At 42.5% G+C, this 25,240-nt stretch carries 19 protein-coding genes and 1 pseudogene; 9 read left to right on the top strand and 11 right to left on the bottom strand.

All coding sequences use genetic code 11. From position 1 onward, the window contains the following. Positions 1-6 precede the first annotated feature (6 nt). Positions 7-858, bottom strand: coding sequence for a D-hexose-6-phosphate mutarotase (locus D0907_RS16130; RefSeq protein WP_118844755.1), 852 nt, complete (start codon positions 856-858; stop codon positions 7-9). A 328-nt stretch (positions 859-1,186) separates the two neighbouring features. Here D0907_RS16130 and D0907_RS16135 point away from each other — a divergent pair, with 328 nt between their 5' ends. The 7 genes and pseudogenes from D0907_RS16135 to D0907_RS16165 all read left to right on the top strand — a co-directional run bounded on the left by D0907_RS16135 (position 1,187) and on the right by D0907_RS16165 (position 7,068). Further along, on the top strand, positions 1,187-1,672 hold the full coding sequence (locus D0907_RS16135; protein WP_036973598.1) for a MarR family winged helix-turn-helix transcriptional regulator: 486 nt from the start codon (positions 1,187-1,189) through the stop codon (positions 1,670-1,672). A gap of 100 nt (positions 1,673-1,772) precedes the next feature. Beyond that, positions 1,773-3,098 carry a porin gene (locus D0907_RS16140; RefSeq protein WP_065979480.1) on the top strand — a complete coding sequence of 442 codons (1,326 nt, stop codon included), beginning with the start codon at positions 1,773-1,775 and terminating at the stop codon, positions 3,096-3,098. Between the two features lie 224 nt (positions 3,099-3,322). Continuing rightward, positions 3,323-3,706: pseudogene (locus D0907_RS16145) on the top strand (YbaN family protein); the annotation flags it as partial. Between the two features lie 201 nt (positions 3,707-3,907). Continuing rightward, a complete protein-coding gene (locus D0907_RS16150) occupies positions 3,908-4,540 on the top strand; it encodes a PepSY-associated TM helix domain-containing protein (RefSeq protein ID WP_036973600.1) in 633 nt (210 codons plus the stop codon). Further along, positions 4,540-5,040, top strand: coding sequence for a DUF2271 domain-containing protein (locus D0907_RS16155; protein ID WP_036973601.1), 501 nt, complete (start codon positions 4,540-4,542; stop codon positions 5,038-5,040). The genes D0907_RS16150 and D0907_RS16155 overlap by 1 nt, the downstream gene beginning before the upstream one ends. 9 nt (positions 5,041-5,049) lie before the next feature. Beyond that, a complete protein-coding gene (locus D0907_RS16160; RefSeq protein ID WP_118844757.1) occupies positions 5,050-5,892 on the top strand; it encodes a DUF4198 domain-containing protein in 843 nt (280 codons plus the stop codon). A gap of 288 nt (positions 5,893-6,180) precedes the next feature. After that, positions 6,181-7,068: a LysR family transcriptional regulator gene (locus D0907_RS16165; RefSeq protein WP_036973605.1), complete on the top strand. Its 888-nt coding sequence runs from the start codon at positions 6,181-6,183 to the stop codon at positions 7,066-7,068. On the opposite strand, the gene D0907_RS16170 is transcribed toward D0907_RS16165, so the two are convergent. The 4 genes from D0907_RS16170 to D0907_RS16185 all read right to left on the bottom strand — a co-directional run bounded on the left by D0907_RS16170 (position 7,063) and on the right by D0907_RS16185 (position 10,364). Next, the gene (locus tag D0907_RS16170) at positions 7,063-7,947 is read right to left on the bottom strand and encodes an SMP-30/gluconolactonase/LRE family protein (protein WP_244223133.1); all 885 of its coding nucleotides are present in this window, start codon (positions 7,945-7,947) and stop codon (positions 7,063-7,065) included. The two genes, D0907_RS16165 and D0907_RS16170, sit on opposite strands and share 6 nt — an antisense overlap. Before the next feature lie 27 nt (positions 7,948-7,974). Beyond that, positions 7,975-8,682: a sulfite exporter TauE/SafE family protein gene (locus D0907_RS16175; protein ID WP_074989520.1), complete on the bottom strand. Its 708-nt coding sequence runs from the start codon at positions 8,680-8,682 to the stop codon at positions 7,975-7,977. A gap of 130 nt (positions 8,683-8,812) precedes the next feature. After that, the gene (locus tag D0907_RS16180) at positions 8,813-9,592 is read right to left on the bottom strand and encodes an SDR family NAD(P)-dependent oxidoreductase (protein ID WP_065979488.1); all 780 of its coding nucleotides are present in this window, start codon (positions 9,590-9,592) and stop codon (positions 8,813-8,815) included. Positions 9,593-9,638: 46 nt separating this feature from the next. Next, positions 9,639-10,364: a FadR/GntR family transcriptional regulator gene (locus D0907_RS16185; RefSeq protein ID WP_065979489.1), complete on the bottom strand. Its 726-nt coding sequence runs from the start codon at positions 10,362-10,364 to the stop codon at positions 9,639-9,641. A gap of 259 nt (positions 10,365-10,623) precedes the next feature. Here D0907_RS16185 and D0907_RS16190 point away from each other — a divergent pair, with 259 nt between their 5' ends. Beyond that, positions 10,624-12,252, top strand: a complete 1,629-nt coding sequence (locus D0907_RS16190) for a sodium:solute symporter (protein WP_036973612.1) — start codon at positions 10,624-10,626, stop codon at positions 12,250-12,252. Positions 12,253-12,308: 56 nt separating this feature from the next. Here D0907_RS16190 and D0907_RS16195 read toward each other — a convergent pair whose 3' ends face one another. Then, the gene (locus tag D0907_RS16195; RefSeq protein WP_036973613.1) at positions 12,309-13,337 is read right to left on the bottom strand and encodes a glycoside hydrolase family 43 protein; all 1,029 of its coding nucleotides are present in this window, start codon (positions 13,335-13,337) and stop codon (positions 12,309-12,311) included. Between the two features lie 104 nt (positions 13,338-13,441). Between D0907_RS16195 and D0907_RS16200 the strand changes: the two genes are divergently transcribed. Continuing rightward, on the top strand, positions 13,442-14,446 hold the full coding sequence (locus tag D0907_RS16200; RefSeq protein ID WP_118844759.1) for an arabinan endo-1,5-alpha-L-arabinosidase: 1,005 nt from the start codon (positions 13,442-13,444) through the stop codon (positions 14,444-14,446). Between the two features lie 82 nt (positions 14,447-14,528). On the opposite strand, the gene D0907_RS16205 is transcribed toward D0907_RS16200, so the two are convergent. The 5 genes from D0907_RS16205 to D0907_RS16225 form a co-directional block, all read right to left on the bottom strand. Further along, positions 14,529-14,945, bottom strand: coding sequence for an FKBP-type peptidyl-prolyl cis-trans isomerase (locus tag D0907_RS16205; protein WP_051501946.1), 417 nt, complete (start codon positions 14,943-14,945; stop codon positions 14,529-14,531). 10 nt (positions 14,946-14,955) lie between these two features. Beyond that, on the bottom strand, positions 14,956-17,400 hold the full coding sequence (locus D0907_RS16210; protein WP_118844760.1) for a glycoside hydrolase family 127 protein: 2,445 nt from the start codon (positions 17,398-17,400) through the stop codon (positions 14,956-14,958). Between the two features lie 77 nt (positions 17,401-17,477). Next, complete coding sequence (locus D0907_RS16215) at positions 17,478-18,815, bottom strand: MFS transporter (RefSeq protein ID WP_065979494.1); 1,338 nt, start codon at positions 18,813-18,815, stop codon at positions 17,478-17,480. A gap of 269 nt (positions 18,816-19,084) precedes the next feature. Beyond that, the gene (locus tag D0907_RS16220) at positions 19,085-21,874 is read right to left on the bottom strand and encodes a TonB-dependent receptor (protein ID WP_118844761.1); all 2,790 of its coding nucleotides are present in this window, start codon (positions 21,872-21,874) and stop codon (positions 19,085-19,087) included. Between the two features lie 413 nt (positions 21,875-22,287). Then, the gene (locus D0907_RS16225; RefSeq protein WP_118844762.1) at positions 22,288-25,119 is read right to left on the bottom strand and encodes a TonB-dependent receptor; all 2,832 of its coding nucleotides are present in this window, start codon (positions 25,117-25,119) and stop codon (positions 22,288-22,290) included. Positions 25,120-25,240: the final 121 nt, after the last annotated feature.

Raw genomic sequence — 25,240 nt, forward strand, 5'->3', positions numbered from 1 at the left:
GGTAAATTAAACCCAGCGAAGTGTCGTTGCAAGCGTATGGCTGGCACCTGGCGCAAGCTCTACACTGTCATCAAGTACATTTGCTGCTTCTAAACAGAGCATCACATGATACTCATCGTCGGCAAAGTTCGACAAGCGTTTTGACTTCTCAATCCACGGATTCCACAGCACACATGATGTTGAGTTTTCACGACCTACTTCAATAATGCCGTCTGGGGTAATTATACGCTGTGTAGCCTCTGCTTCGGTGTACACCATGTCGGTTTCGCGCGCAAAAGCAACCAAGTCATGCTGCTCAAAAGGGCCTTCGCCAAACTCAATGTATTTTGCCCCTTGCAAACCATCAACTTTGGTTTCTTCAATCGCAGGTGTTGGGAAATACGTGTGTAGTGCTTGAGTAAAGTGAATGGTTTCATTATCCATGTTCGTGGTCGTTAAGCGTAACTCAAGACTCGACGTTAAAATAAATTCAGCAAGTAGCTTAGTTTTGTGGGGCCAATATTTATCATCAACCTGAGTCATCGGTAACGAAAGGCTGATATAGATTGAATCTTCTTGTTCTTTCACTTCTTCAGCGCGCCAAAGACCTGTACGAGCCACACCATGCGCAGGCCAACCTTCATGCTGACTTACACCAAACCATGGCCAACAAATAGGGATACCGCCACGTACACCTTTTCCTTCTTGATAGTCTTCTAACTCAGACACCCACAACAACGGCTTTTTGCCTGCAGGCGTGAACTCAGTAATTTGCGCACCTTGCAGAAAAATAGTTGCTTCACACAACTCACTCGCAACCTTAATAAACTCAAGTCCGGTGTCACTTTGTTCAATCGTAACTGATGGCGATAACTTCATAATTCGTCCCATTTAATGAAAGAAAAATCCACCTTACCCAAAGCGGTGGCAATTAGTAAATAATATTTAGTTATTTGATGAAAATGTTTTACAACCAAATGCTAAGTCACCCCATATTAGCATTTTCAGTGTTAACAACAATTACTCTATCTAAACGACAAAATAGAGCATTTAATTTCTGCTCTAACTAAATAAAAATCAAAACCATGCCATTATTAGCTTTAATCTATGGCTAATATAGGTGTAATTTATTTGAACTCAATTTATTAGATGTGTAATATTTCGCGATTGCGGTCGCCAGATACCGCCTTTTTAAAGAGACACAACTATGCAAAAGTATGACGAGCTATTGGTATCGTTACGTAAAGTTATCAGGGCTATCGACCTTCATTCAAAACAACTCAACAAAACATCGGGATTAACAGGCCCACAATTACTTATAATGAACGAAGTCGCGCACACCGATGGCATTACGGCCAGCCGCATCGCACAAAACGTTAATTTAAGTCCCGCAACTGTCACCAATATTTTAGACCGCATTGAAAACCGTGAGCTAGTTACGCGTGTTCGCAGTCAACTAGATAAGCGCCGTGTCAGTCTATACCTTACCGAGCGCGGCAAAGAAATTTTGAATAAAGCGCCACAGCCTTTACAAGAGCACTTTATTGAAAAGTTTTCAGCCCTTGAAGAGTGGGAACAAAGTCTATTGTTGTCATCTATGCAACGTATTGCAGCCATGATGGATGCAGACCAACTTGATGCCTCCCCCTTACTTGAAGTAGGTGCGCTTACGCGAACCATTGAGTCTCAATAATAAACCCGTTGATTAATATTAAATTTATGTGGCTACCCTTGGGTTCAGTGTGAATATCATCTATGCTAAATAGTACCCATTCTTACATTAGCGATAATTCATGCTTAAACTTTCAAAGTTAGCCCTAGCGATAGCGTTGGGCACTACTTCAAGTCTTAGTCAGGCATCAGAAATCGATGACCTTCAAAAGCAGCTGCAATTACTAAAGCAACAGATGCAGCAACTTCAAACTCAGCTCGATAAAGCAGAGCAACAAGCAAAACAACAAGCGGCGCAGCAAGAACAAATTGATGCCCAAGTTGCTAAACAGCAAAAGCAGCTTGAGCAGCAAACGGCTGCTGTTGATTCAGAGCTCGAAAAGAAAGAATCTGGGATTCGAGTTGGCGGTGCTGTACGTACCAATTTTAGTCACACATCTTATGATGACGGCAATAAGAACCGCGGTGGCGACTTCGATTTTGATATTTTCAGATTGAATTTTGCAGGCGATGTTGGTGACGTGCAATTAAATGCAGAAATTCGTTTTTTCGATTACATGACTGCAGTTAAATATGCCTATGCAGCCTATGACTTTGCCGAAGATTGGCAAGTGCAAGCGGGGATCACCAAAGTCCCCTTTGGTAACTGGCCTTATAACTCTCATAACTACTTTTTTGGCACCACTTATTACGTTGGCTTAGAAGATGACCACGATTTAGGTGTGTTATTTAAGCGTAAAATAGCCGATAACTGGCAAATTGACCTTGGCTTTTTTAAAAATGATGAATTAGGTGGTGTTGACGGTTACGTTGATAATCGCAGCGATCGTTATTCGTATGATGTCGTTGGTTTTCGTGATGCCGACGAAGGCGTTTACGCAGAACCCACCAATGCGATAGGTGAATACAATACATTCTCTGGACGTTATGGTTACCACTTCGAGCATGATGGTGGCACCACTGAGTTAGGTGTTTCTGCGTTATCAGGCGGCCTACACGACGGTGAAGACAAAGCAGGCGACTACATGGCTTGGGCTGTGCACCTTAACAGCACCATTGGCCCGTGGAACTTCCAACTGCAACATGGTGAATACGATTACGACATTGATAACGTAAATCGTATGGCTGTCGGCGCCTACTCTTTTTATGACAGTATCGCCGCCGAAGCCACCATGACTAATGCCAACATTGCTTACAGTTTACCTGTTGAGTGGGGGCCAGTAACCAACCTGCAATTTTATAATGACTACGGCATTATTTACGATAAGTCAGATAACAGTGCAGACACGTGGATGAATGTAACGGGTGTGTCGGTCGCCGCAGGTGGCTTATTTACCTACTTTGATCTTGTAAAAGCGAAAAACCAACCGTTTGTTGGTGGCTCAATAGCTGGCGACAGCGACGAGACCGAAACGCGCTTCAATATCAATATCGGTTACTACTTTTAAAACGATTAGCCCAGCTATTGCTGGGCTTTTTTAAACTTTCTATGCCCCCATCCCTCGTTTACCTCTAAATAACACAGCAATTTTTTAACCCCTTAAACGTTCTTCATGCAACATTAGGTAAAAAACGTTAGCTGAGCTACAGTTAAAAGTAACGCAGAATAAATGTATGATTTTGCAAAATATGCATCACCGCATTTTCAGTTTTATCAGGCTCAATTATATTGATGAATGTAAGAACGGTATTTACCGCCTATAAAAATGGCTGCTATCAATTACTTGGATTATTGATGGTTGGCTTAGGTATCATAGGTATTGCACTCCCTGTGATGCCCACAACTATTTTCTTTATTCTTGCTTTGGGCTGTTTTACACGCTCTTCTCCCGCTTTGTCTGCTTGGCTATTAAATCATCCTCGGTATGGCGAATCACTTCGATATTGGCAGCTCTATAAAGTGGTTCCGCTAAGAGCAAAGTTTTTAGCTGGCCTTGGCATGGCCGTGGGCTATTTCTTCTTACTGCAAAGCGCAGCACCGATTTGGGTTATGTATCTTATAGCTGTTATCGAGGTATGCGTGTTGGGCTATTTAATCAATCGTCCCTCAAAGCCTAATCATCCGACGCTGATCCAACTTAACATATCCACTCGGCTGCAATTAATGCTACTTGCTAGCCTGTTTACCTCACAACTCGCCATTATTGCGTACCTCGCTATTCAGTATTAACTGCTCGAATGTAAAGAACGTAAACGTACTTGTTATTAATAATACGAACTATTATCATGTGAGTATCAATAACAAGTACCTTACATTATGTTCTCTTTCAATAAACGCATGTTTTATAGCGTTAGCCGTGCCTTACATATTTATTTATCAACCGCGCTATTTTTTCTACTGATCTTATTTTGTATCAGCGGCATCATCCTCAATCACGTAAGTTGGCTTGAAAATGACAAACATAATGGTCAAACCCACGTGCTCATTTCTGCACAGCTCTTTGAAAAAGCACAGCAGAACCTTAATACATTACCCACTCTTTACCCTGAAATTGAACGCTATATGGCAGATCAGTTTTCTCTGCAGAATGTAAAAAGCATTGAATGGGAAAAACAAGACGCACTAGTCATGCTCGACTACCCGTTGCCTGCAGGGTTTGCTTATGCCGAAATCGACTTTCAAACGGGAGAGCTCAATCTTGACTACCAAACAGGCGGGGTTATGAGCCTTATTGGTGATTTGCACAAAGGCCGTCATACAGGCGAGGCATGGAGCTGGGTAATTGATATATCAGCAGTATTAATGATCATCTTCGCTATAACTGGCTTATTTATTTTATTTCAAAACCGTAAAAAGCGTACCTCAGGGCTTTGGCTAACACTGTTTGGTGTCGTCACACCTCTGGTTATTTATCTAGTTTGGGTGCCTCAACTTAAAGGAGTATCTTAATGAAACAAGCCCACTTACTACTTGCTCTACTGTTCAGCTGTTTATTCAGCCCACTTAGCTTTGCCAAAGACGCCAACCTCACCGTTGAGTTCACTTTGCCTGAGCTTGATGTATCCCCTTATCACCGCCCATATGTTGCGCTTTGGCTTGAAACCCCAGAACGTAAACATGTAACCACAGTGGCACTTTGGGTTGAAAAAGCAGAGTGGTTTAAAGACTTACGTCAGTGGTGGCGTAAAGCTGGTCGCAGTAACGATAACTTCGACGGCGTAACAGGTGCCACAAAACGTCCTGGTACTTACACCATTGAGTGGCACGGTAAGGATTTAAAAGGTAACCCCGTTAAACCCGGTAAATATTTACTCAATGTGGAAGTTGTACGTGAAGAAGGTGGCCGTGATTACAGCCGTGTTGAAATCGACTTAACAAAAGATGGCAAAGTCACTCTCGCTGGCGAAAAAGAATTCGCGACTAGCTTCGTTACTATTACTAGCAATTAAGGATAAACAATGAAATTAAAATTATTAAAAACGGCCCTAATCGGTGCTGTTACATTTACCGCACTTGCATCAAGCTACGCACAGGCACACGCACGTTGGTTAATGCCATCGCACACCTCTTTATCGGGTGAAAAAACACATTATGTGATGATTGATGCCAGTATTTCAAACGAGTTGTTTAGCCCAGACAAAGCCTACCGCCCAAATGAACAAGGCGCAGAATATGATGACAACTTATTAATCGCCCTTGCGCCAAACGGTAAGCCTGTAGAAGAGAAGATTCGCGCGTACTACCTAAAACGTAAAAACTCGGCGGCCGTTAGCTTATCGCAAGATGGGACGTACCATATTGCGATGCAGCAAAAGCCCCTGCTAATGACATTCTACAAAGATAAAGACGGCAACCGTGGTCGTGTATTTACAGGTAAAAAAGACGCTGATCTTCCTGCTGGTGCAACCGAAGTACGCACGATTAAGTCAATCGCAACCGTTGACACCTTTGTAAGCCGTAACGGCACTTCTAAACCCACATTACTTGGCCAAGGCTTAGAGATTTCGGGCCCAACGCATCCAAACGATTTATTTGCAGGTGAAGAGGCTAAATTCCAATTATTAATGGATGGAAAACCTGCCGCTAACGTTGAGCTAGCGATTGTACGCGGCAGTGCTCGTTACCGTAATGCGCGTGATGAAGTAAAACTTACTACCGATAGTGAAGGTTTCTTCACCGTGACATTCGAACACGCTGATATGTATCTGATTGAAGCATCTGTTGATCAAAAACCAACAGAAACAGATATCGATAACGTGCGTTACTCATTATTTACCACTCTTGAAGTCGCGCCTGAATAAGTCACTTAATGAGGCCTTAAAAGAGGCCTAATTCGACTTTCGAGGAAGACTGTAGTCAACGGTGTGATCACAGCTGCCGTCTTTCTCGTTATAACGCAATTTAGTCGCCAGCTAGGTCAATGAAAGCTAAGATTAAGCTAATACGTTTATTTATGGTTATGAGTCCTTTAAAGGTAACGTGCTGATTATTTGGATTTACATAGCGATAAGTAAACTTTTTTGCAATTTATAGGTACTATCCATTTACAGGCACTAATTAGTAAGTAACCACGTTAGCAAAGGAATACCATGCTAAGAATCACCCTAGAGCAATGGCGCATGTTTCGTGCTGTTGTTGAGTTTGGTGGCTTTAATCAAGCCGCACAAAGCATTCATAAAAGCCAGTCGAGTATTCATAATGCCGTGGGCAAAATTGAATCGGCACTCAATGTAAAATTATTTACTATTCAAGGACGTAAAACGGTGCTCACAGAAGCCGGTGAAATGATGCTACGCCGTGCCAATTATTTACTCGATGAAGCTGCCAAAGTCGAAGCGATTGGCCAAACCCTCGGCGAAGGTATCGAAAGTAAGCTGCGCATTGCAGTTGATGCCATTTTTCCACAGCAATTACTTTATAAAGTGCTTAACGACACGTCTTCGCAATACCCACAACTGCGTATCGAATTGCATGAATCTGTGCTGATGGGTGGCAATGAATTACTTGTAAATGATCAGGTCGATATTGCCATTACAGGTTTTCCGATAGCGGCTGGCTTTCATGAAGAGTTATGCAATATTGAATTTATTGCCGTGGCGCATCCAGATCACCCTTTGCATGCGATTGACCGCGAAATAACATTAGAAGATTTAAAATCACACCGACAAATTGTAGTGCGTGACTCTGCGAATAAACACAAACAAGATGGCGGCTGGCTAGGTGCCGATCAACGTTGGACAGTAACGCATTTACGCACCTCTATTGATATGATCAGTAATGGTCTAGGCTTTGCGTGGTTACCAAAAATAGCGATTGAAAAACAACTCGCAGCAGGGCAAATGAAAGCGCTCAATTTAACGCATAACAGTAGCCGCAGTGCTAAGTTACATTTGCTCTTCAAAGACGGTGACAAACTAGGTCCCGCAGCACGGGCATTTCTTGGCGAATTACGCTACCAAGTAATGGAAAATCTATAGTTTAAGCGGTGTTTCAGCGATGCCTTTAACACCCGGCTTTAAAATAAACACGCCTCCACTGTGCGGGTAATCAGCAAGTACCGATTCATCCAACCCGACCGCTGCGGTAGTAATTGCCACATGCTCAAGTGCCTCTCCGACAAATGCAACACTGGTAACACGTGGTGCGGGAATACGTAAAAATTGCACTTGCTCGCCGCGTGGCGAAAAACGATAAACACCATAACCATTCCATGCTGCAACCCATAAGTGGTCGTCATTATCAACCGTCATGCCATCTGGGTAACCCATGCTATCGGTAAAACGGATAAACGCATGCTTATTACTAAGCTCGCCCCGTGCACTTAATGAGAAGCGATAGATAGTTTGTTTTTCAGAGTCTGTTGAGTATAAAAACTGCCCGCATTTACTTACCGCCGGTCCATTACTAATGGTGTAGTGTTGGTCAACGACTTCAGGAGCCTTCCCATGACCAACGCGGTATAACTTTCCACTCGGAGCTTGTTCTTGAGAGTCCATCGAGCCAAAAAAACCAAAACCTTGCCGTGATGTTTTACCATCGTTTAATCGGTTTTGCTGTGGCTCATTGCCGATTGAGTAAAGCAGTTCGCGGCTAAAGTCTTCGCTATTAAGTTTATATATGCCTTTCGCAAACCCAGCAACAAGTTCACCTTGCTCCGTTTCCATTACCCAACAAATTGGTTCTGGCATGGCAAACTGACTTACCCGCATACTTTGGCAGTGCAAACGAAATAAACGCTGACCCAAAATATCAACCCAAAATACACAGTTGTGGGCTTTTGCAAAGTAAGCACCTTCGCCTAATTGGCATTGGCTAGAAATAATTATTTTTAGGGTGGCATCGAGCATAAATTTCATTAAATAAACAGCTGAACTTTTACCATTCTATCTGTGTATAAAAATAAGTGCTAGGCCAGATAAGCCTGCGACCAGCAGTATGATGCTGCGAATTGCTCTTTCATTTAAGTTGTTATTAATTACAAAAGACAGTCCCCAGCCAATTAAGATTGCTGGCAGACAGAAGAAAAACAGTTTTACATCCCCCATATCAGCAGAGCCAGTAAGCATCAGCACAATAATGCCAAATAGGTTAATGAAAACAAAGAATGCACTAAGGTTGGCCTTTATTTTATCTTTATCCTCAGCTTGATAGAGCAGCCCCATCGGTGCGCCCCCAGCGGAGGTGGTGGTTCCTAAAAACCCCGACGACATAGAGGCTAACAAACTTGTTATGGTCGATATTTTAGGTTTCATACCTATGATAGATAATGCGACGACGACTAATATACTCACTCCGAGCAATAACTGGTACTGCTTAGCATTCACATACCACATCACTGCTGCTGCGAATATAACGCCCATTGCACCACCGACTATTGAGATCCCCGTCTGTTTCATATCGATTGACCCTCGGTGCTTTATCATTAACACCGAAGTTAAAAAGAGTGCATTCAAAATCATAGGGCCAGGCACCAGTTCAGGCATTAACCAATATAAAACTGGCACACACAGCATACCAAGACCAAAGCCAATAACACTTTGCAAGCAAGCACCAATGATCAGAATTACATACACGAGTACAAAGTCGGTCAAACTTTCTTACCACCTTAGAAAAATAGGGGAGATGGTAACAATACCAACCCATATTTTATTATTATAGTATCATTTGTTTTATTGAAAAAATTTTATCGCAAGTCAGTCATTTTGCAATGTATAAATGCAATTAAGTCCAACCTGCGTCTACGATTAATGATTGTGCTGTCATCATCCGACTATCATCAGCAGCCAGAAATAATGCTGCATTAACAACATGGTCGGGTTGTATTGTTTCGTTTATACACTGGCTTAAACGAACGTCTTCAACCATCTCTGGGGTTAACCAATGAGTAATTTGACGCTCTGTCATTACCCATCCAGGAACCAAGGTATTAACCCGAATATTGTCTTTGCCATACGAGGCTGCTAAAGAACGCGTCAGACCCTCAATACCCGCTTTAGCAGTGGTGTAAGCAGGCATTCCTGTTTGCTTAATGCGCCAACTTACCGACCCCATATTGATAATACTTCCCCCACCTAAACGCTGCATATGCGCCACAACAGCCTGTGAAGAAAAGAAACAAGGGCGTAAGTTAACAGCAAACTTGTCTTCCCAATATTTTACATCCATGTTTTCTGCTGCATGGCGAGTGTCATCGGCTGCATTATTAATTAATACCCCAATATCGCCCTGTTGCTGGCGGGTTTGCTCTATAGCGGCTTGCAATGCTTCAACATCACGAATATCACAATAGATAAACTGCGGATCAAACTCATATTTACCCGCAAGCTTTGCGCACAAAGCCTCGCTTTGCTGCTTTGCAATATCAACAAAGGTGACTTTTGCGCCTTGCTCACAAAAGCGCGTTACCATTACTTCACCAATTCCCGTCGCTCCGCCTGTAATAAATACACTTTTACCGGCAAGGCTGGCGTAAACTGTTTTAAGCTCATTTGAATTTGGCATGATAACCTTTTGTTTTTACAGTATTTACAACGTTGAGTAGCGAAACTTATTGAGCTGCAGCTTCTTTGTCTGCAATTTCTTTTTCGATAAACGCCATCGCTTCATCAATCATGTACGTCATCATATTTTTCGCACGCTCAGGGTCACCATTGGCAATCGCGTTATACACTTTAAAGTGCTCTTCAGCGATGGCTTGTTTATTACCTTTAGCGGGTGTTGTGTGCTGAATACTGACATGCAATGCAGTACGAATAAAGTCACGTAATTGATAGAAAAAACGGTTACCACTGGCGTGCAAAATTGCCGTGTGGAACGCAAGGTCTGGCTCGTGCATTACGCCTTCAGGTTCATCGGCAGCCGCTTGCATTTTATCGAGCGCCATTTTAATTTCAGCGATCGCAGCTTGGTCACCTTTTCGTGCTGCCAACGCCGCTGCTTGTGGCTCAATAGCTAAGCGTACTTGCAAGAACTCTTTCAGTACGTAAAGTGACGGACTGCTCTCAAGTAACCATTTTAATACGCTGGTGTCGTATAAGTTCCAGTTATCCGCCGGTTCAACACGGATCCCTTGTCGTGGACGAGAAGAAATTAATCCCTTTGCAGCCAACATTTTAACTGCTTCACGAACAGCTGTGCGGCTTATACCATACACTTCGCACAACTGTGCTTCGGTTGGTAACCCCGTCTCAGTATTATAATCACCAACAATAATTGCTTTACCAAGTTCATTGGTAACTTGTTGTGATAAGTTCAAATTCTCTAAACGCGCCATGTGTGTTCCTCTAAAGATCTAGGTAATATAATACATCTATAAAGCTATTCCGTCATCCTGCAAATAGTTGATTAAAATCAATAACAAAACATTAAAAAGACAGAACCTCTTATTATAACCGCGCGTAATCGTCACTTTTTTATATATCCAGTGTCACCTTATTTTAACAAATCACTTTCACTCACCCAATTTATAATATAATATTTTTAACTGACAATTAAAAAGCAACATTCTCTTTCATAATTAGGTGGAACACACAATGGTCGAACTAAGTACCTTAGACTGGGCAGTGCTGGCAGGATTTTTTGTCCTGTTATTAGGCGTTGTCGTCATGTCTATGCGACAAAAAGAAGAAGACACCGCTGACTACTTTTTGGCGGGTCGTAATGCAAGCTGGTTAGTAATTGGTGCCTCTATTTTCGCATCAAACATCGGCTCAGAACATTTAGTCGGATTATCCGGTTCTGGCGCTCAATCAGGTATGGCACTCGCCCATTGGGAAATGCAGTCGTGGATTATTCTATTACTCGGTTGGATTTTTGTGCCTTTCTATTGGAGTAGCAAGGTCTACACCATGCCTGAGTTTCTAGAACGTCGCTTTAATTCTAAGTCGCGAACTTTCTTATCTGTTATCTCATTAATCAGCTACGTATTAACAAAAGTCGCCGTGACCGTGTATGCCGGTGGTATCGCCTTTAAAACCATTTTAGGAATTGAGAGTATTTGGGGTATCGATTTCTTTTGGATTTCTGCCATTGGTTTAGTTGTGATCACCGGGATTTATACTGTTCTAGGGGGCATGAAAGCCATTATGTGGACCTCGGTGCTGCAAACGCCAGTGTTGATCATTGGTTCACTGGTCATTTTAGTTGTTGGTCTTGATAAAGTCGGCGGCTGGGCAGAAGTTGAACGCTTAAATGACGTTAATATGCACCTTATTCGCAGCGCATCAGACACTGAATTCCCTTGGCCTGGGATTATCTTTGGCTCGTTTATTATCGGTTTTTGGTATTGGTGTACCGATCAGTATATTGTGCAACGCGTACTCTCTGCGAAAGGGATTAAAGAAGCACGTCGCGGGACGATGTTTGCGGGTTATTTAAAACTCCTCCCTGTGTTTATTTTCTTAGTGCCGGGCATGATTGCTTACGCTCTGAATGCAAAAGGAATTATTAGTTACGAAAGCGCTGACCAAGCATTTCCTACGTTAGTCGCTGAGCTGTTACCTGCGGGTGTGAAAGGAATTGTGATTGGTGGCTTAGTCGCAGCACTGATGAGCTCGCTCGCTTCGCTATTCAATTCATCAGCCACTTTATTTACGATCGACTTTTATAAAAAGTTTAAGCCAGAATCAAGCGAAAAACACCTTCTAAAAGTAGGCAGAATGGCCACTATCGTTATCGTTGTTCTCGGGCTGTTGTGGATACCCGTCATGAGCTTAATTGCCGATGTACTTTATGAATATCTACAGAGTGTTCAATCATTAATTGCACCAGGCATCGCGGCTGTATTCTTACTCGGCTTATGTAGTAAGCGCATAACGCCAACAGCGGGGTTTGTTGGTCTTGTGTCTGGTTTCGTACTGGGTATGATCCGCTTAGTATTATTACCCTTTAAAGATGATTTAACGGGTTCATCGTTTGCATGGATAACGACAATGAACTGGTTGTACTACTGTATCCTGCTGTTTGTTGTGGTTGTCGTAATTATGATTGTGGTGAGTATTTTCACTAAACAAGCAGATGAAGAGCAATTAAAAGGCCTTACTTTCTCAAGCCTAGACAAAGCAACACTCAAAGAGGTCGCCGAGGGTTTAGATAAGTGGGATTACATCCATACAGCGGGCATTTTAGGCATAACTGCCTTTATATATTACCGCTTTTGGTAAACATTTCGTTCCCAAAGTTGTAGGGCGCCAATTGGCGCCCTTTTTTTAAAAATTTTTTAATCAGCTAGCTGTGGTGAAAACACAGGAAACCCATCTTTATCCCATGTAATAATGCGTGCTCGCGCATGGCGATTTGGATCCGTCAATGGCGTGCCTTTCAGCTCTTTATAATCGCGGCTATGGTAAATTAGCAAATCTGTCACGCCATCTTCCGCTTTTACAAAGCTGTTATGACCCGGACCAAAGCGACCAACTTCAGCGTGGGTAGTAAAAACAGGCTCTGGCTTTTTATGCCAACTTTTAGGGTCAAGTAAATCATCATTTACATTTGCCCATAGCAAGCCCATCGCATAACGATGATCGGTGGCACTGGCCGAGTAGGTCACAAAAATTTTATCTCCACGCGTTATTACAGCAGCCCCCTCATTCACTTTATAGCCTTGTACTTCCCACTCAAGAGTCGGCTCAGTAATCGCGATAACAGGCTCTTTAATTGACGTTGGTGAGTCCATTTCTGCTAACCACAAGGCCGAGTTGTATGTGGCAGGCTGGTTTTGCTGTGCCCAAATCATGTAGCGTTTGCCTTTATGAGTAAAACTGGTCGCATCAAGAGAGAAGCTATCTAGGTGACTCATAACCTGCCCCATTTCTTGCCAGTCGCCTTGCATAGGATCAACGTGGTCATTTTTAAGTGCATACATACGAATGCTAAAAGGCTTTTCAATGTCACCGGCCGCAAAGTAAATGTACCAACTGCCATCAATGTGGTGCAGCTCAGGCGCCCAAATGTTAACGCTCATAGGGCCTTTATCATGCTTTTGCCAAATAACTTTTGGCTCGGCTAGTTTTAAGTCATTTAAGCGACATGCTTGGCGTAGTTCAATTTCATCAAACATCGGTGAACTACCAATAAAGGTATAACATCCGGTTTTTTCATCACGCACTAACCAAGGATCGGCACGCTTAAGTACAATAGGGTTATCAATTGGCGCGACGGTCTTGCTACTATTAGCATCAGCAAAAGCTGGCACTGACGAAGCGCTTAACACGGTAAGTAACGTAAGCCGCGATAATTTTTTGAGCATAATGTGTCCTGTATTTCGCTTTTATTTTATTGTTAATATTGTATTACATATTATATAGTAGACGAATGAACAGAAAAGTTAAAACAACAAAAAGGTATTCGATCATGAGACCCGCACACCAAGTGACACGAGCAATGAAGTGGCTTTCAACTGGACTACTTATCTCAGCAGCTGCAGTGTCTGCAAAACAGGTAGAAGTACACGATCCGGTTATGGCCAAAGAAGGCGACACGTATTATGTATTTAGTACAGGCCCTGGCATTACCTATTATGAATCAAAAGATTTAACTAACTGGAAACTCACTGGCCGCGTCTTTAAAGACGAGCCTAGCTGGGCAAAACGCGTGTCACCTAATTTCGGTGGCCATCTGTGGGCACCGGATGTGTACGAGAAAAATGGCAAGTTTTATCTGTATTACTCTGTTTCTGCATTTGGTAAAAACACCTCAGCAATTGGTGTAACGGTAAACGACACTCTTGACCCATCATCACCTGACTACAAGTGGATTGATTACGGTATTGTGGTTGAGTCAGTGCCTGAGCGTGATGATTGGAACGCTATCGACCCAGCTATCATCGAAGATGACAATGGCACACCTTGGATGAGCTTTGGTTCGTTTTGGGGTGGTTTAAAATTAGTGCAACTAGATGATGACATGGTGCGCTTAGCACAGCCTGAAAAGTGGCATCACATTGCCAGCCGTCCAAACACGGAGCATGGCCCAATTGAAGCGCCTTATATCTTTAAAAAGAATGGCTATTACTATCTGTTTGTGTCATTTGATAAATGCTGTCAAGGTATTGAAAGTACTTACAATGTTCGCGTTGGTCGCAGTAAAAACGTTGAAGGTCCTTATTTAGATCAGCAAGGTCGCTCTCTGGTTGATGGCGGTGGTAGCTTAGTGATTGAAGGTAACAAGGAGTGGGCAGCCCTTGGTCACAATGCCGCTTACACGTTTGATGGTAAAGACTACCTCGTGTTGCACGCCTATGAAACAGCCGATAACGGCGTACAAAAGCTACGAATTTTACCGATGAGCTGGAAAAACGATTGGCCGATTGTAAACCCAGCCGACCTAAACAAGCTTAAAACCACGCTTATAAAGTAATTATTCAAACACAAAAAACCTGCAATTTTGCAGGTTTTTTATTTACTCAAGTGATCTATTTTGAGATTTTAAGTTGGTATTATTAATTAAAATCAAGCAGGGTGATATCAACTCGCATCGGGCTTTGGCAATCCTGTTCATGCTTTGTAGCAATAAATGTACTGTACACATCTCGCGCAAGATGAGGGGGTATTAATACTTCAAAACGACTGCCTTTACTCATCAGTTGCAATGCTTCTTGCAAGCCCACAATCGCCTCGGCAATTTCATACTCAACAGGTACACCCTCTGCACGGGTGTCAAATAACACCCGACCGTTATTAAGTACTACACGTTGATGCACAGTGACTGTTGCATCCCAGTGGGGCTTATCACCTGCTCCCTGCTCAATAACACGATAACCAAGGCCCGTAGGAGTTTGGTAAACGCTTTGCTGCTCTTTTAAGCATGACGAAAATACCGGCTTCACCGCTTTATCAAACACATTATTGCTTAACATAGCCCACTCTTTATTGCTCGTTGATCAATCGAATGCCATAGATACCACCCGCAACAGAATCTGGGTTGGCTGTGAAACGCAAGGTCAGCATTTCTGACTGCTTCATCGCCTCTGTTAATGGGTAATCAATGGTGTAAAACTCATCGCTTGGGTTGCCAACAGGCAAACTTACCGCGGCCAGTTTCTCCCTATTAAGGGTGATTGAGAAATGACGATTCACATCACCGATAAAATAACGAATACGTACTGCTGCAGCGTTTTTATTGGGGTTACGAAGCTGATATTCAAACCAACCTGTTGCATCGCGCCAATGGTGGCCATTATTGACACCTGCACGGGTTCCTTCACCTTTAAAGCTATGCTCTACTTCTGGTTGCTGTTCACCCGGCGTAATGTGATCAACGGTTAATAATCGAAGCTGCTCTTTCGCTTGCTCAGCCACTTTGGCGTCAGCTACAAATTGTGTGAATTCAGCTTTGCTTTGCTGTGGCCAATACACTTGATAGCGGCTGTCGTGTAAGCGGAAAAATGGGATAAGTTCCGTGCGTTCAGTCTGTCCAATGCCTTGCTTTGCAATCGCCACATTTTTGTCTGCGATAAATGCCAACGCTTGGCCCGGTTTACGAGTTAAATCAGCAACAAATTGCGCAGGTTCACTGAGCATAATGGGTAATGCTTCTGGTGGGCACGTCGGTCCAGCAGCAATGTGACCCATACGGCTGTTATCAGCAACAAAGCTTAACTGCTCATTCGCAAAAGCCTGTACTTTGGTGGCCATAACCACGGGGCCATACATGACAGAATAATAATCTTGGCCATCCGGTAACTGCTCGGTATAAAGCTTAGGTGCTAATTCAAAGGCAAGCTTATCGCCACTTTGCCATGCATGGCTGATACTGTAGTAACCGTCTTTTTCGCTCGCGGTCACGGCTTTTCCGTTTAACGTAAAGCGCAGTTCACCTTGTTGCCAAGACGGTTTACGAATATGGATGACAGACTCTGAGCTTTGTCCCCCAGACAACCGGTTCACCGTGAGTGAAACCTTGGTATCATCAGGGAATTGGCTGTCTTGGGTGATCTGTAAACCTTGTTGTTGCCAATTTAACGTACTGGGAATAAATAAGTTCACCCATAGCTCTTTACCCGTATTGCTATAAATTAACTCACCATACTTGCTGTGATTCTCAATACCCGAGCCCACACAACACCACATAGAGTCTTGCACTGATGAGTACAAACGGTAATGTCCTGGGCGCATTGAGGTAAAGTAAACAAGGCCACCGTGTTCTGGGTGTTGTGACGATAAAATATGGTTATATGTGGCGCGCTCATAATAGTCTAAATAACGCGTATCAGCGGTTTTCAAAAACAGTAACTTGCTGAGTTTCATCATATTGTAGGTATTGCAAGTTTCTGGGCCTTCAACATCTTCAACCATTGGCGTAAAGTCACTTTTATCATGAAAATGTTCACGTACTGAATTACCACCAATGGACACCGAGCGCTCTTGGCTCACTGTTTTCCAGAAAAAGTCAGCGCCTTGCTGCCATGCTTTATCATCGCTGGCATTCGCCACTTTCAACATACCAATAATTTTGGGAATTTGCGTATTGGCATGCAGGCCTGTTAACTTATCTTCTTTGTGTAATAGTGGTTCAATAATGATGTTATGAGAGAACTGGCGCGCTAGTTTTAAGTAACGCTCATCGTCACTAATAACATACATATCCGCAAACACATCATTTAAGCCACCATGCTCTGAGTACAGCATCTGCTGAACTTGTTCATCAGTTAGCTTCGCTGTGGTTGCTAAGAACCATTCGCCTAACTTAAATAACATGTGCTTTGCTTGGCTACTTCCTGCAACTTCGTAGGCATCACGAAGGCCATGGAAGATTTTATCTATATTGTAAAGTGGTACCCAACGGTCGTTTAAACTGAATAAATCAGCCTTAATTTCACCGTTTTCAATCTGCTGCCACATTTCATCGCCATTAGGAATACCGCCTAAGTAACCACCTGTGGCTTGTTGAGCACGATTAAGCTCGCTTAACATGTAATCTAAACGCTGCTTTAATTCTTCATCCCCTGTCGCTGCCCAAGCAAGGCTCAATGCTGATAAATAATGACCCCCAATATGACCATCAAGACCGGTATTTTCCCAGTTACCATAGTTGGGCGCTTTTGGTGTCAGGCCCGCCTCTCGTAAATAAGGAGCAAGCAGCTGATCAGGATGAAGTGCTAATAAATAACGCACATTAGTTTGCTGCGCATGTAAAAACGGGCTGGCGCTTAAGCTTACTTGGTTTAGCGCAAATAAATGTTGTTCGCTGGCATGTTCAGCATGCGCAACAGAGGCGGCTTGTTTGCTGTCAATTGGCAACTCACTGCATGCAGTCACCGTTAATATTGCAGCACACAGAATTGCTAAATAACTCACTTTGAATGTGTTCATGCTTGTTGTCTCCCAGCGAACCGTTATTTTAAAGAGCAAAGCGCACACTGTGTTAGCGTGCGCGTTTTAAGAGAAGGTTACTTTGGTAGGCGTTTTTGAATGACCATGTCCGTATAGTATTGATCGGTAATCTTGTATTTTTTAAGAATAAGACCAAGTAACGCGTGGAATACACCGGGGATAATAGTAAGCATGAGTGCTAAGCCCATTAAGGTAAACTCCGTTTGCTCAACGTTGGGTTTGTACTCGAAAAATGCCAGTAATAATCCCCCTGCTAAACCAGCTAAACCGCCACCAGCTTTTTGGCAGAATGAAATACCACCAAATGATAAGCCCGATGCACGCACACCGTCTTTAATTTCACCGTAATCCACAGCTTCTGCAATCGCAGACCAGAACACAGGCGCATGTAAATCAACCACAAATGACAAGATGATATAAAGCACGAATGCCATCATTACATCACCCGGTTGGACCACAAAATACATAAGCAATGAAATAAATAACACGGCGATTTGTGATTGACGGAATAGCTTCATTTTACAGTAACGCTGGGTGATCCACGTACTTGCCACCATCGATACGATTGACGCCGCAATACCCGCACTGGTGAATGCCCCCGCTAAATCGGGCACGCCTAAATAATAGGTTGCATAGTACATTGCCACACTACCGCGAATTGCATACCCTAAGGTACCAAGTACACACGCTGCACACAGTAACAACCACTGGTCGTTTTTAAGCAGCACTTTTAATTGCGTAAGTACGCCCTCGGTTTGTGGCTCATGAGTAATACGCTCGCGTGTAGTAAAAAAACAAAATAAAAACAACGCAACAGCACACGCAGAGACCAATGCCATTGCGAGTTTATAACCGTACGACAAGCTGCCATTTCCCCAGTAAGACGCAAGTAGCGGTACTGAGAATACAATCACTACATTGGCAATTTTTGCGAAAAACATACGGTAACCATTAGCAGATAAACGCTCTTTAGGATCCGCAGTGAGTACACCAATATAAGAGATATAAGGGATTGCTACACCGGTAAACATCAACGTAGCAAATAGGTAAGTTGCATAGGCCCATGCCAGCTTCATGTTGTAATCAAGATCTGGCGTAGTAAATAGTAATATAACCGACAAACCATACGGTACAGACAAGAATAAGAACCAGTGGCGGAACTGACCCCAGCGGGTTTTCACTTTATCGGTGATAACCCCCATTAATGGATCGGTAAAGGCATCAACAAAACGCGCCACTAAAAACAACACACCCATATCAACCGGATCCAGTCCGTAGATATCGGTGTAGAAAAAAGACATAAAATAAAATAACGCTGCAACCATGACATTCACTGCCATGTCGCCGGCACCAAAGCCAACTTTTTCTACAACGGATAACTTTTGAGATTCCATACCACACCCTAATTGGAAAATATTAAGCCAATACTCAATATTTTAAGCAATGAACACCTTTCAATACTGTGTATCAACTATGTGATACTACACAGCTTGGCCACTGCATTCGTTATTTTTGTAAATTTAATGCTAACCCAAATGATAGTATTATCATACTAATTAATTCGCAACTCTTTTCGTTTAATAACAAACACGCCCACTTTCTAGCAAATCTGAAAAATAAAAAACCCCAGCAGAGCCGGGGTTTTTGGGTCTATTCAAGAATTTTAGAAAGAATAACGGATACCTAGCGCGAATGTACGGCTAAATAATGCGCTATTTGAGTTATGAGTTGTTGGGTACTCATAATAAGATTGCGCTATTTCTTCTGTTAAATTGGTACCATCAAACGTGACCATGAAGTCTTCGTTGATATCGTAACTTAACTGAAAGTCTAAGCTTTGCTCTGGACGACGATAAACACCTAGCGGATTCGCAAATTGAGCGGCCTCGTAGTTATTTAAGAAATCATCACGCCACACATAAGCTAAGCGCATATCAAAATCGTCACGCTCATAAATAAGCACGGTTGAATATGATGATTTTGAAACCCCAAACATGTCTCGCGTATCATACCCAGAAAGCTGACCGTCTGCGTACACAGGAAGATCTTGCTCTGAATCAAGGAACGTTGCGCTTGCCTGCAGACCCGCACCCATTAACCAATCCGGCAAATTGTCAGGGAAATAAACTAAACCTAACTCAACACCATCTAATGTACCATTAGATGAATTATCCGGTTGATTTAAAATGTACGGATAAGGCGCTTCATCATCAGGTCCTTGATATTGAACGATACGGTTCGAGCCATACACAAACCCCTCTATTTCACGTTTAAATAGCGTGCCATAAAGAGAACTATCATCCGCAAAATACCACTCTAATGTTAAATCGTAGTTTTTAGATTCAACAGGCTTTAAGTTTGGGTTACCGCCACTTGCTGTGCCATAGCCAATATTCGTCACATCTTCAGTGTAGTATATGAAAGAATTTAATTGAGCAAAGTCAGGTCGGCGAATCGTTTCTGTATAAGCAGCTCTCGCGATTACATCCTCAGTTAAATGATAACGCACTACAATGCTTGGCAATAAAGCCGAAGAACTATTTTCTGCAGAGCTAACAGCGGTTGGATTTTGGTCTATGTCAAAAAAGGTCATCTCCGCTTTTGCGTTTTCGTATCGTAAACCTAGCTGGCCATCGAACTCGCGACCAAATAAAGTTGTTGAAAAATTACCTTGAATATAAGCAGCATAAGACTTTTCATCAATATCAAACGTCTTTTCCAACATCACATCATCTGCACCGATGTTATAAAGATCACGGAATGACTGACGGTTGTTGTATATGTAATGCCCATTTGGCACGACCCAACTTGACGGCCAATTCGCATTACCATCAAAAAAGCCTTCATTAATTGATGCAAGGCCTTCATCGAATGAACCTAAAGGTTGACCTAAAATACCGCCGGCAGCCTCACGACTTGAGTCACTCGCCCCACGGCTATCGTAGCGCACACCAAACGAAACGGTATCAAAACCAAAGCTATCAACAAATAAGTCACCATCTAATGTGAATGTTAGTGCATCACCTTTAGATGAGCCCCCATTATCGTATAGTTGGGCAACATTCCACTGAGATGTATCAGCTAAATCAGCTTCATTAACAGCGGTGTCGGGGTTATCAGCATAAACCAAAGAAGGAATTCCGTCTTTGTCATTAAAATCTACATTTAAGCCATACGCAACGCGCTCACTTCGCATAGCAAGAAAGTCAGTCTCATATTGACTGTCTTGATAGTAGATTTCTGAAGCAAGATTAAAAGTATCGGTGATTGTCCACTCACCGCCTAAAGCAAATACATAACTATCTGTCTTACTAACCGTTAAATCACCACTATTAAATCCATAAGGTGCATCAACATAACGCTCTTTTATAATATTGGTGCCATCAAAGGTAACTGGCGGGTTTTGTGTATCAACATTGCCCCACCAATCTACAAACGTGAAGCTTAAAGCGTTAAATGACTCATTACGAAAGCCATTATAAAATGCTTCAAAGGTATATTGTGAATCATCATTTGGTCGCCATTGAAAAGCAACATTTGCAGCTGGGCGCTCTCGCTTACCCGTGAAGTCACTCGCAAACACCGCATCACGAGATAAATAATATTCCGTAGGAACACCATTGATATTTAAAGTAGAGCCCGCTTGGAACGGAAGGCCATTTTCAAGACCTGGTTGCCAAATAAGTTCTTCACTGGCACGGCCATCCGTTGTTTGAATTCGTTCTAGCGGGCCAAAACCAGCTGCAGGATTCAGTGTCATAAATGGCACCATCGCACCCGCTGCAATGTTTTGGTCACGGTAACTGGTTTCACCATATGAAACGTTTACAAGCGCACCAAATTCACCAATCCCAGATTCCCAGCGATTACTTGCCAACAACGATACATTTGGATCAAGCTCTTCAGCTTGCTCTTGATAAATACCACGCGCAGAAACAACCACTTTCGAACCATCGAAGTTAAATGGACGCTGTGTTTTAATGTCGATTTGACCAGCGATCCCACTCCCTACCTGTGATGCTGAACGCGTTTTATAAACATCGACACTTTCTAATAACGCTGCAGGAATATCAGCTAACGCAACATTCCTACCTGCTGCTGTAAAAATTTGACGACCATTCACCGTTGTAGTCACATCCGTTAGACCACGAATAGATACGGTATTTACCTCACCCGCTCCTCGGTCAGTAACTTGTACGCCTGTCACACGCTGAAGGGCTTCAACTACATTGTTATCGGGAAACTTACCAATATCCTCAGCGACAATAGCATCAACAACTTGGAATGATTGACGCTTAATGTTTAAGCCTTTATTTAAACTACCGCGGATACCTGACACCTGAATAACTTCAATTTCGTCATTCTCTTGTTTTGTATCCTGCTGTTCTGCATAAGCAAATTGACATGAAACTGCCATTAAAATCGCGCTTGCTATGTGTGTTTTTTTGAACATGTGTGCTGCTCTCCAATTTTGATTTACCCAGAAGGTGCGCCTTCTGCCTTCCCCATATTTACGATGCTTGTTGTCAGTGCATTTATAGGGTTATTTTTAGTTATGTTAAGTATTTGCTGTCTTCATTAATAGTATTGTATGATTAATTAACAGTCAACTTACATTGTAAAAAATAATAATCTGGCAAATATCTGAGTCTCCACAGCTCATAAGAAACAAAAAACACTTAAGTAACATAACCTTAAAGATATAAAATTCGAAAATCCCACCCTTTTGATGATTCACTCACTGAAAATAAATACTATATTAATATTAAATATCTTCCGTTATAGAAATATTTTTTGCCCTGGGCAATCTTTAGCGCAATAAAAAACCCCGAGCTAAGTCGGGGTTTTTTAATCTAATCGAAAAGTTTAGAAGGAATAACGTGCACCGAGTGCGAATGTACGTGAGTAGATCCCGTTACCAAAGTTAAATAAGTTATCGTTACCTTTCCCATAATAGCTTTGATATACGTCATCTAAAATGTTCGTTGCATCAAATGTTACAACAAGATCATCATTCACATTGTAACTAAACTGGAAATCTAAACTTTGCTCAGGACGGCTCCAGAACTGCAAAGGGTTAGCAAAAATGGCCGCTTCGTTACCTGTAAAAAACTCAGAACGCCATACGTATGATAAACGCATGTCAAATGAATCACGCTCGTAAATACCGACAATACTGTAAGACTCATCCGATACACCCGCCATTTGAGAATCAACATAGCGTGATAACGACCCATCATCATTATATTCTGGCGTCTTTTGAGCTGAATCAAGCGCTGTAAAACTCGCTTGTACGCCCAAACCATTTAGTATTTCAGGTACATTTTCAGGGAAGTAAACTAACCCTAATTCAAACCCTGAAAGCTCACCTTCAGAGCCATTAACTGGCGCGCTTAATGCGAATGGTATAATTTCACCATCTGAAGCTTTTGGACGCATCACAACTTTACGTCCAGAAACAATACGGCCCTCTATGTCACGTTTAAAATATGCAGCGTACAGTGAGCTTGACTCAGCAAAGTACCACTCAAGAGACACATCGTAATTGGTAGATTCTTCAGGTTGGAGATCTGGATTACCCCCTGTTCCTGTTCCATATTCAGAACCTTCAGTCAGTGGCTCCGTCCAATATTGAAGTGCATTTAAGTCCGCAAAATTAGGCATTCGTAATGTATTTGTATAAGCAACACGCCCAACAACATCATCTGTAATATTCCAATTTAGTACTAAACTTGGTAGAACTTTACTCACATCAGCATCAGCGGAGCTACTATCAAAAACATTCGAGTTAGTTGCCGTTTCAGCCGTAAAGTCCATCTCTTGGTCATAGCTCACATAACGTATGCCAAATTCACCGCTGATATCTTCCGTTAAGAAAAAATTTGTGGTTGCATATAATGCGAAAGAATTTTCTTCGATATCAAATGTTTTATACATCTGTTCAGCTTCTAACCCATATACAGCACGAACAGCCTGAGCATTATCAAGCATATAACTGCCGTCTGCAGTAATAAAGCTGTTAAAGGTGTCTGCTCGACCATCAAAGTAGTCATTGACGTGATAAACGATACCAGTGCCATCATCCGCTGCGCCCGCAGCTGCAAGTTTCTCTATAAGACTCGCGACTGATGTATTGGCAATCCCCCCTTCATTAGTTCGCGTATATTCTTGTGCTGTGCGCTTTTCATAACGCCCACCAAATTTAACTTTGTCAAAATACGCACCACCAATTAGGTACTCAGCGTCGAATGTGAAAGTCAGTGCATCACCCGCATTACCACCGCCATTATCATAAACAGTCCCAGCATTCCAATTTTCAACTGCTGACATATCGGCTTCGTTTAGTGCTGTGTTCGGGTCATCCCAAAATGAGATACTTGGTACACCATCATTGTCATTAAAATCAACATCAAGGCCACTTGCTACGCGGTCAAAGCGCATTGCAAAGAAGTCTGACTTATATTCACTGTCTTGATAAACCACTTCAGAGTTAATAGTTAGATAATCACTTGCTTGCCACTGAGCCCCTAATGCATATAAGTAACTGTCTGTTTTACCATATGAAAAGTCACCACTTTGGAAGCCACCAGCACCGATTGCTTGTTTTTCTTTAATTACATTTGTGCCATCGAACACCGTGGGGGTTTCAATAAAGCCATTACCATTTTCAAACGTATTTGAGAACCATAAGGCATTTTGTGACTCATTTTCGTAACCCGTATAGAAACCTTCAGCAGTCACTTCGAGCGTTTCATTTGGTGCCCACTGCAAAGATATTGATGCCGCAGGGCGCTCGCGCAAACCAGTAAAAGAAGTACCAAATATAGCGTCACGACCAATTAAATATTCAGTCGGTAATCCATCAACATCAATCATCGAGCCTGGTGTTGTCGGTAAACCATTTTCAAGACCTTCTTTCCAGTTTGTACCTTGCGAACCTTTCTTTGGGATCAATGAGTACGGGCTGTAGTTAGGGTGAGGGTAGTTTGTGAAATAGGGTAATGCTGCACCCGCTGTTATCGTATCATCACGATAATGCGTTTTAGAGTAAGAAATATTAACCAGCGCACCAAATTCACCTGCACCATCGATGTCCCAACGGTTAGATAATAATGCACTGATATTTGGATCAATTTTATCTGGCTGGTCTGAGTAAATAGCACGCGCTGCTAAAACGACTTTTTCACCTTCGAAGTTGAATGGACGATGTGTTTTAATATCGATCGCCCCTGCAATACCACGCTCAATTTGATCTGCCGAACGGGTTTTATAAACAGTAACACCTGAAAGTAAGCTTGCAGGAATGTCTTGCAGTGCCACATCACGACCCGCGCCTGTAAAGATGGCACGACCATTAACAGTGGTATTTACATCGTTAAGGCCGCGAATTGAAACCGCGCTTACTTCACCTGCTCCACGGCCTGTTGTTTGAACACCTGTCACACGTTGAAGCGCTTCAACTACGTTGTTATCAGGGAATTTACCAATATCTTCTGCAACAATAGCATCCACGATTTGAACGCTTGCACGTTTTTCATCGAGTGCTTTGTTTAAACTGCCGCGAATACCTGATACCTGAATAACTTCCATTTCATCGACATTCTTTTCAGGAGTATTTGGTGCCTGCTCTTGAGCGAAAGCAAATTGACAGGTAAATGCCATAACTACAGCACTGGCAATGTGTGTTCTTTTAAACATTTTCGGTGTTCTCCAAATTATTGTTATACCGGACCTCTGGGAAGATACCGACTCAGTTTCCGAAGTATGCTCACTGCATTGTGCATCGTGTGTTGTCAAAACGGTGCGTGATCGAATCTCG

The organism is Pseudoalteromonas lipolytica (assembly GCF_003515105.1).
In the GTDB taxonomy this organism is placed as follows: domain Bacteria; phylum Pseudomonadota; class Gammaproteobacteria; order Enterobacterales; family Alteromonadaceae; genus Pseudoalteromonas; species Pseudoalteromonas lipolytica.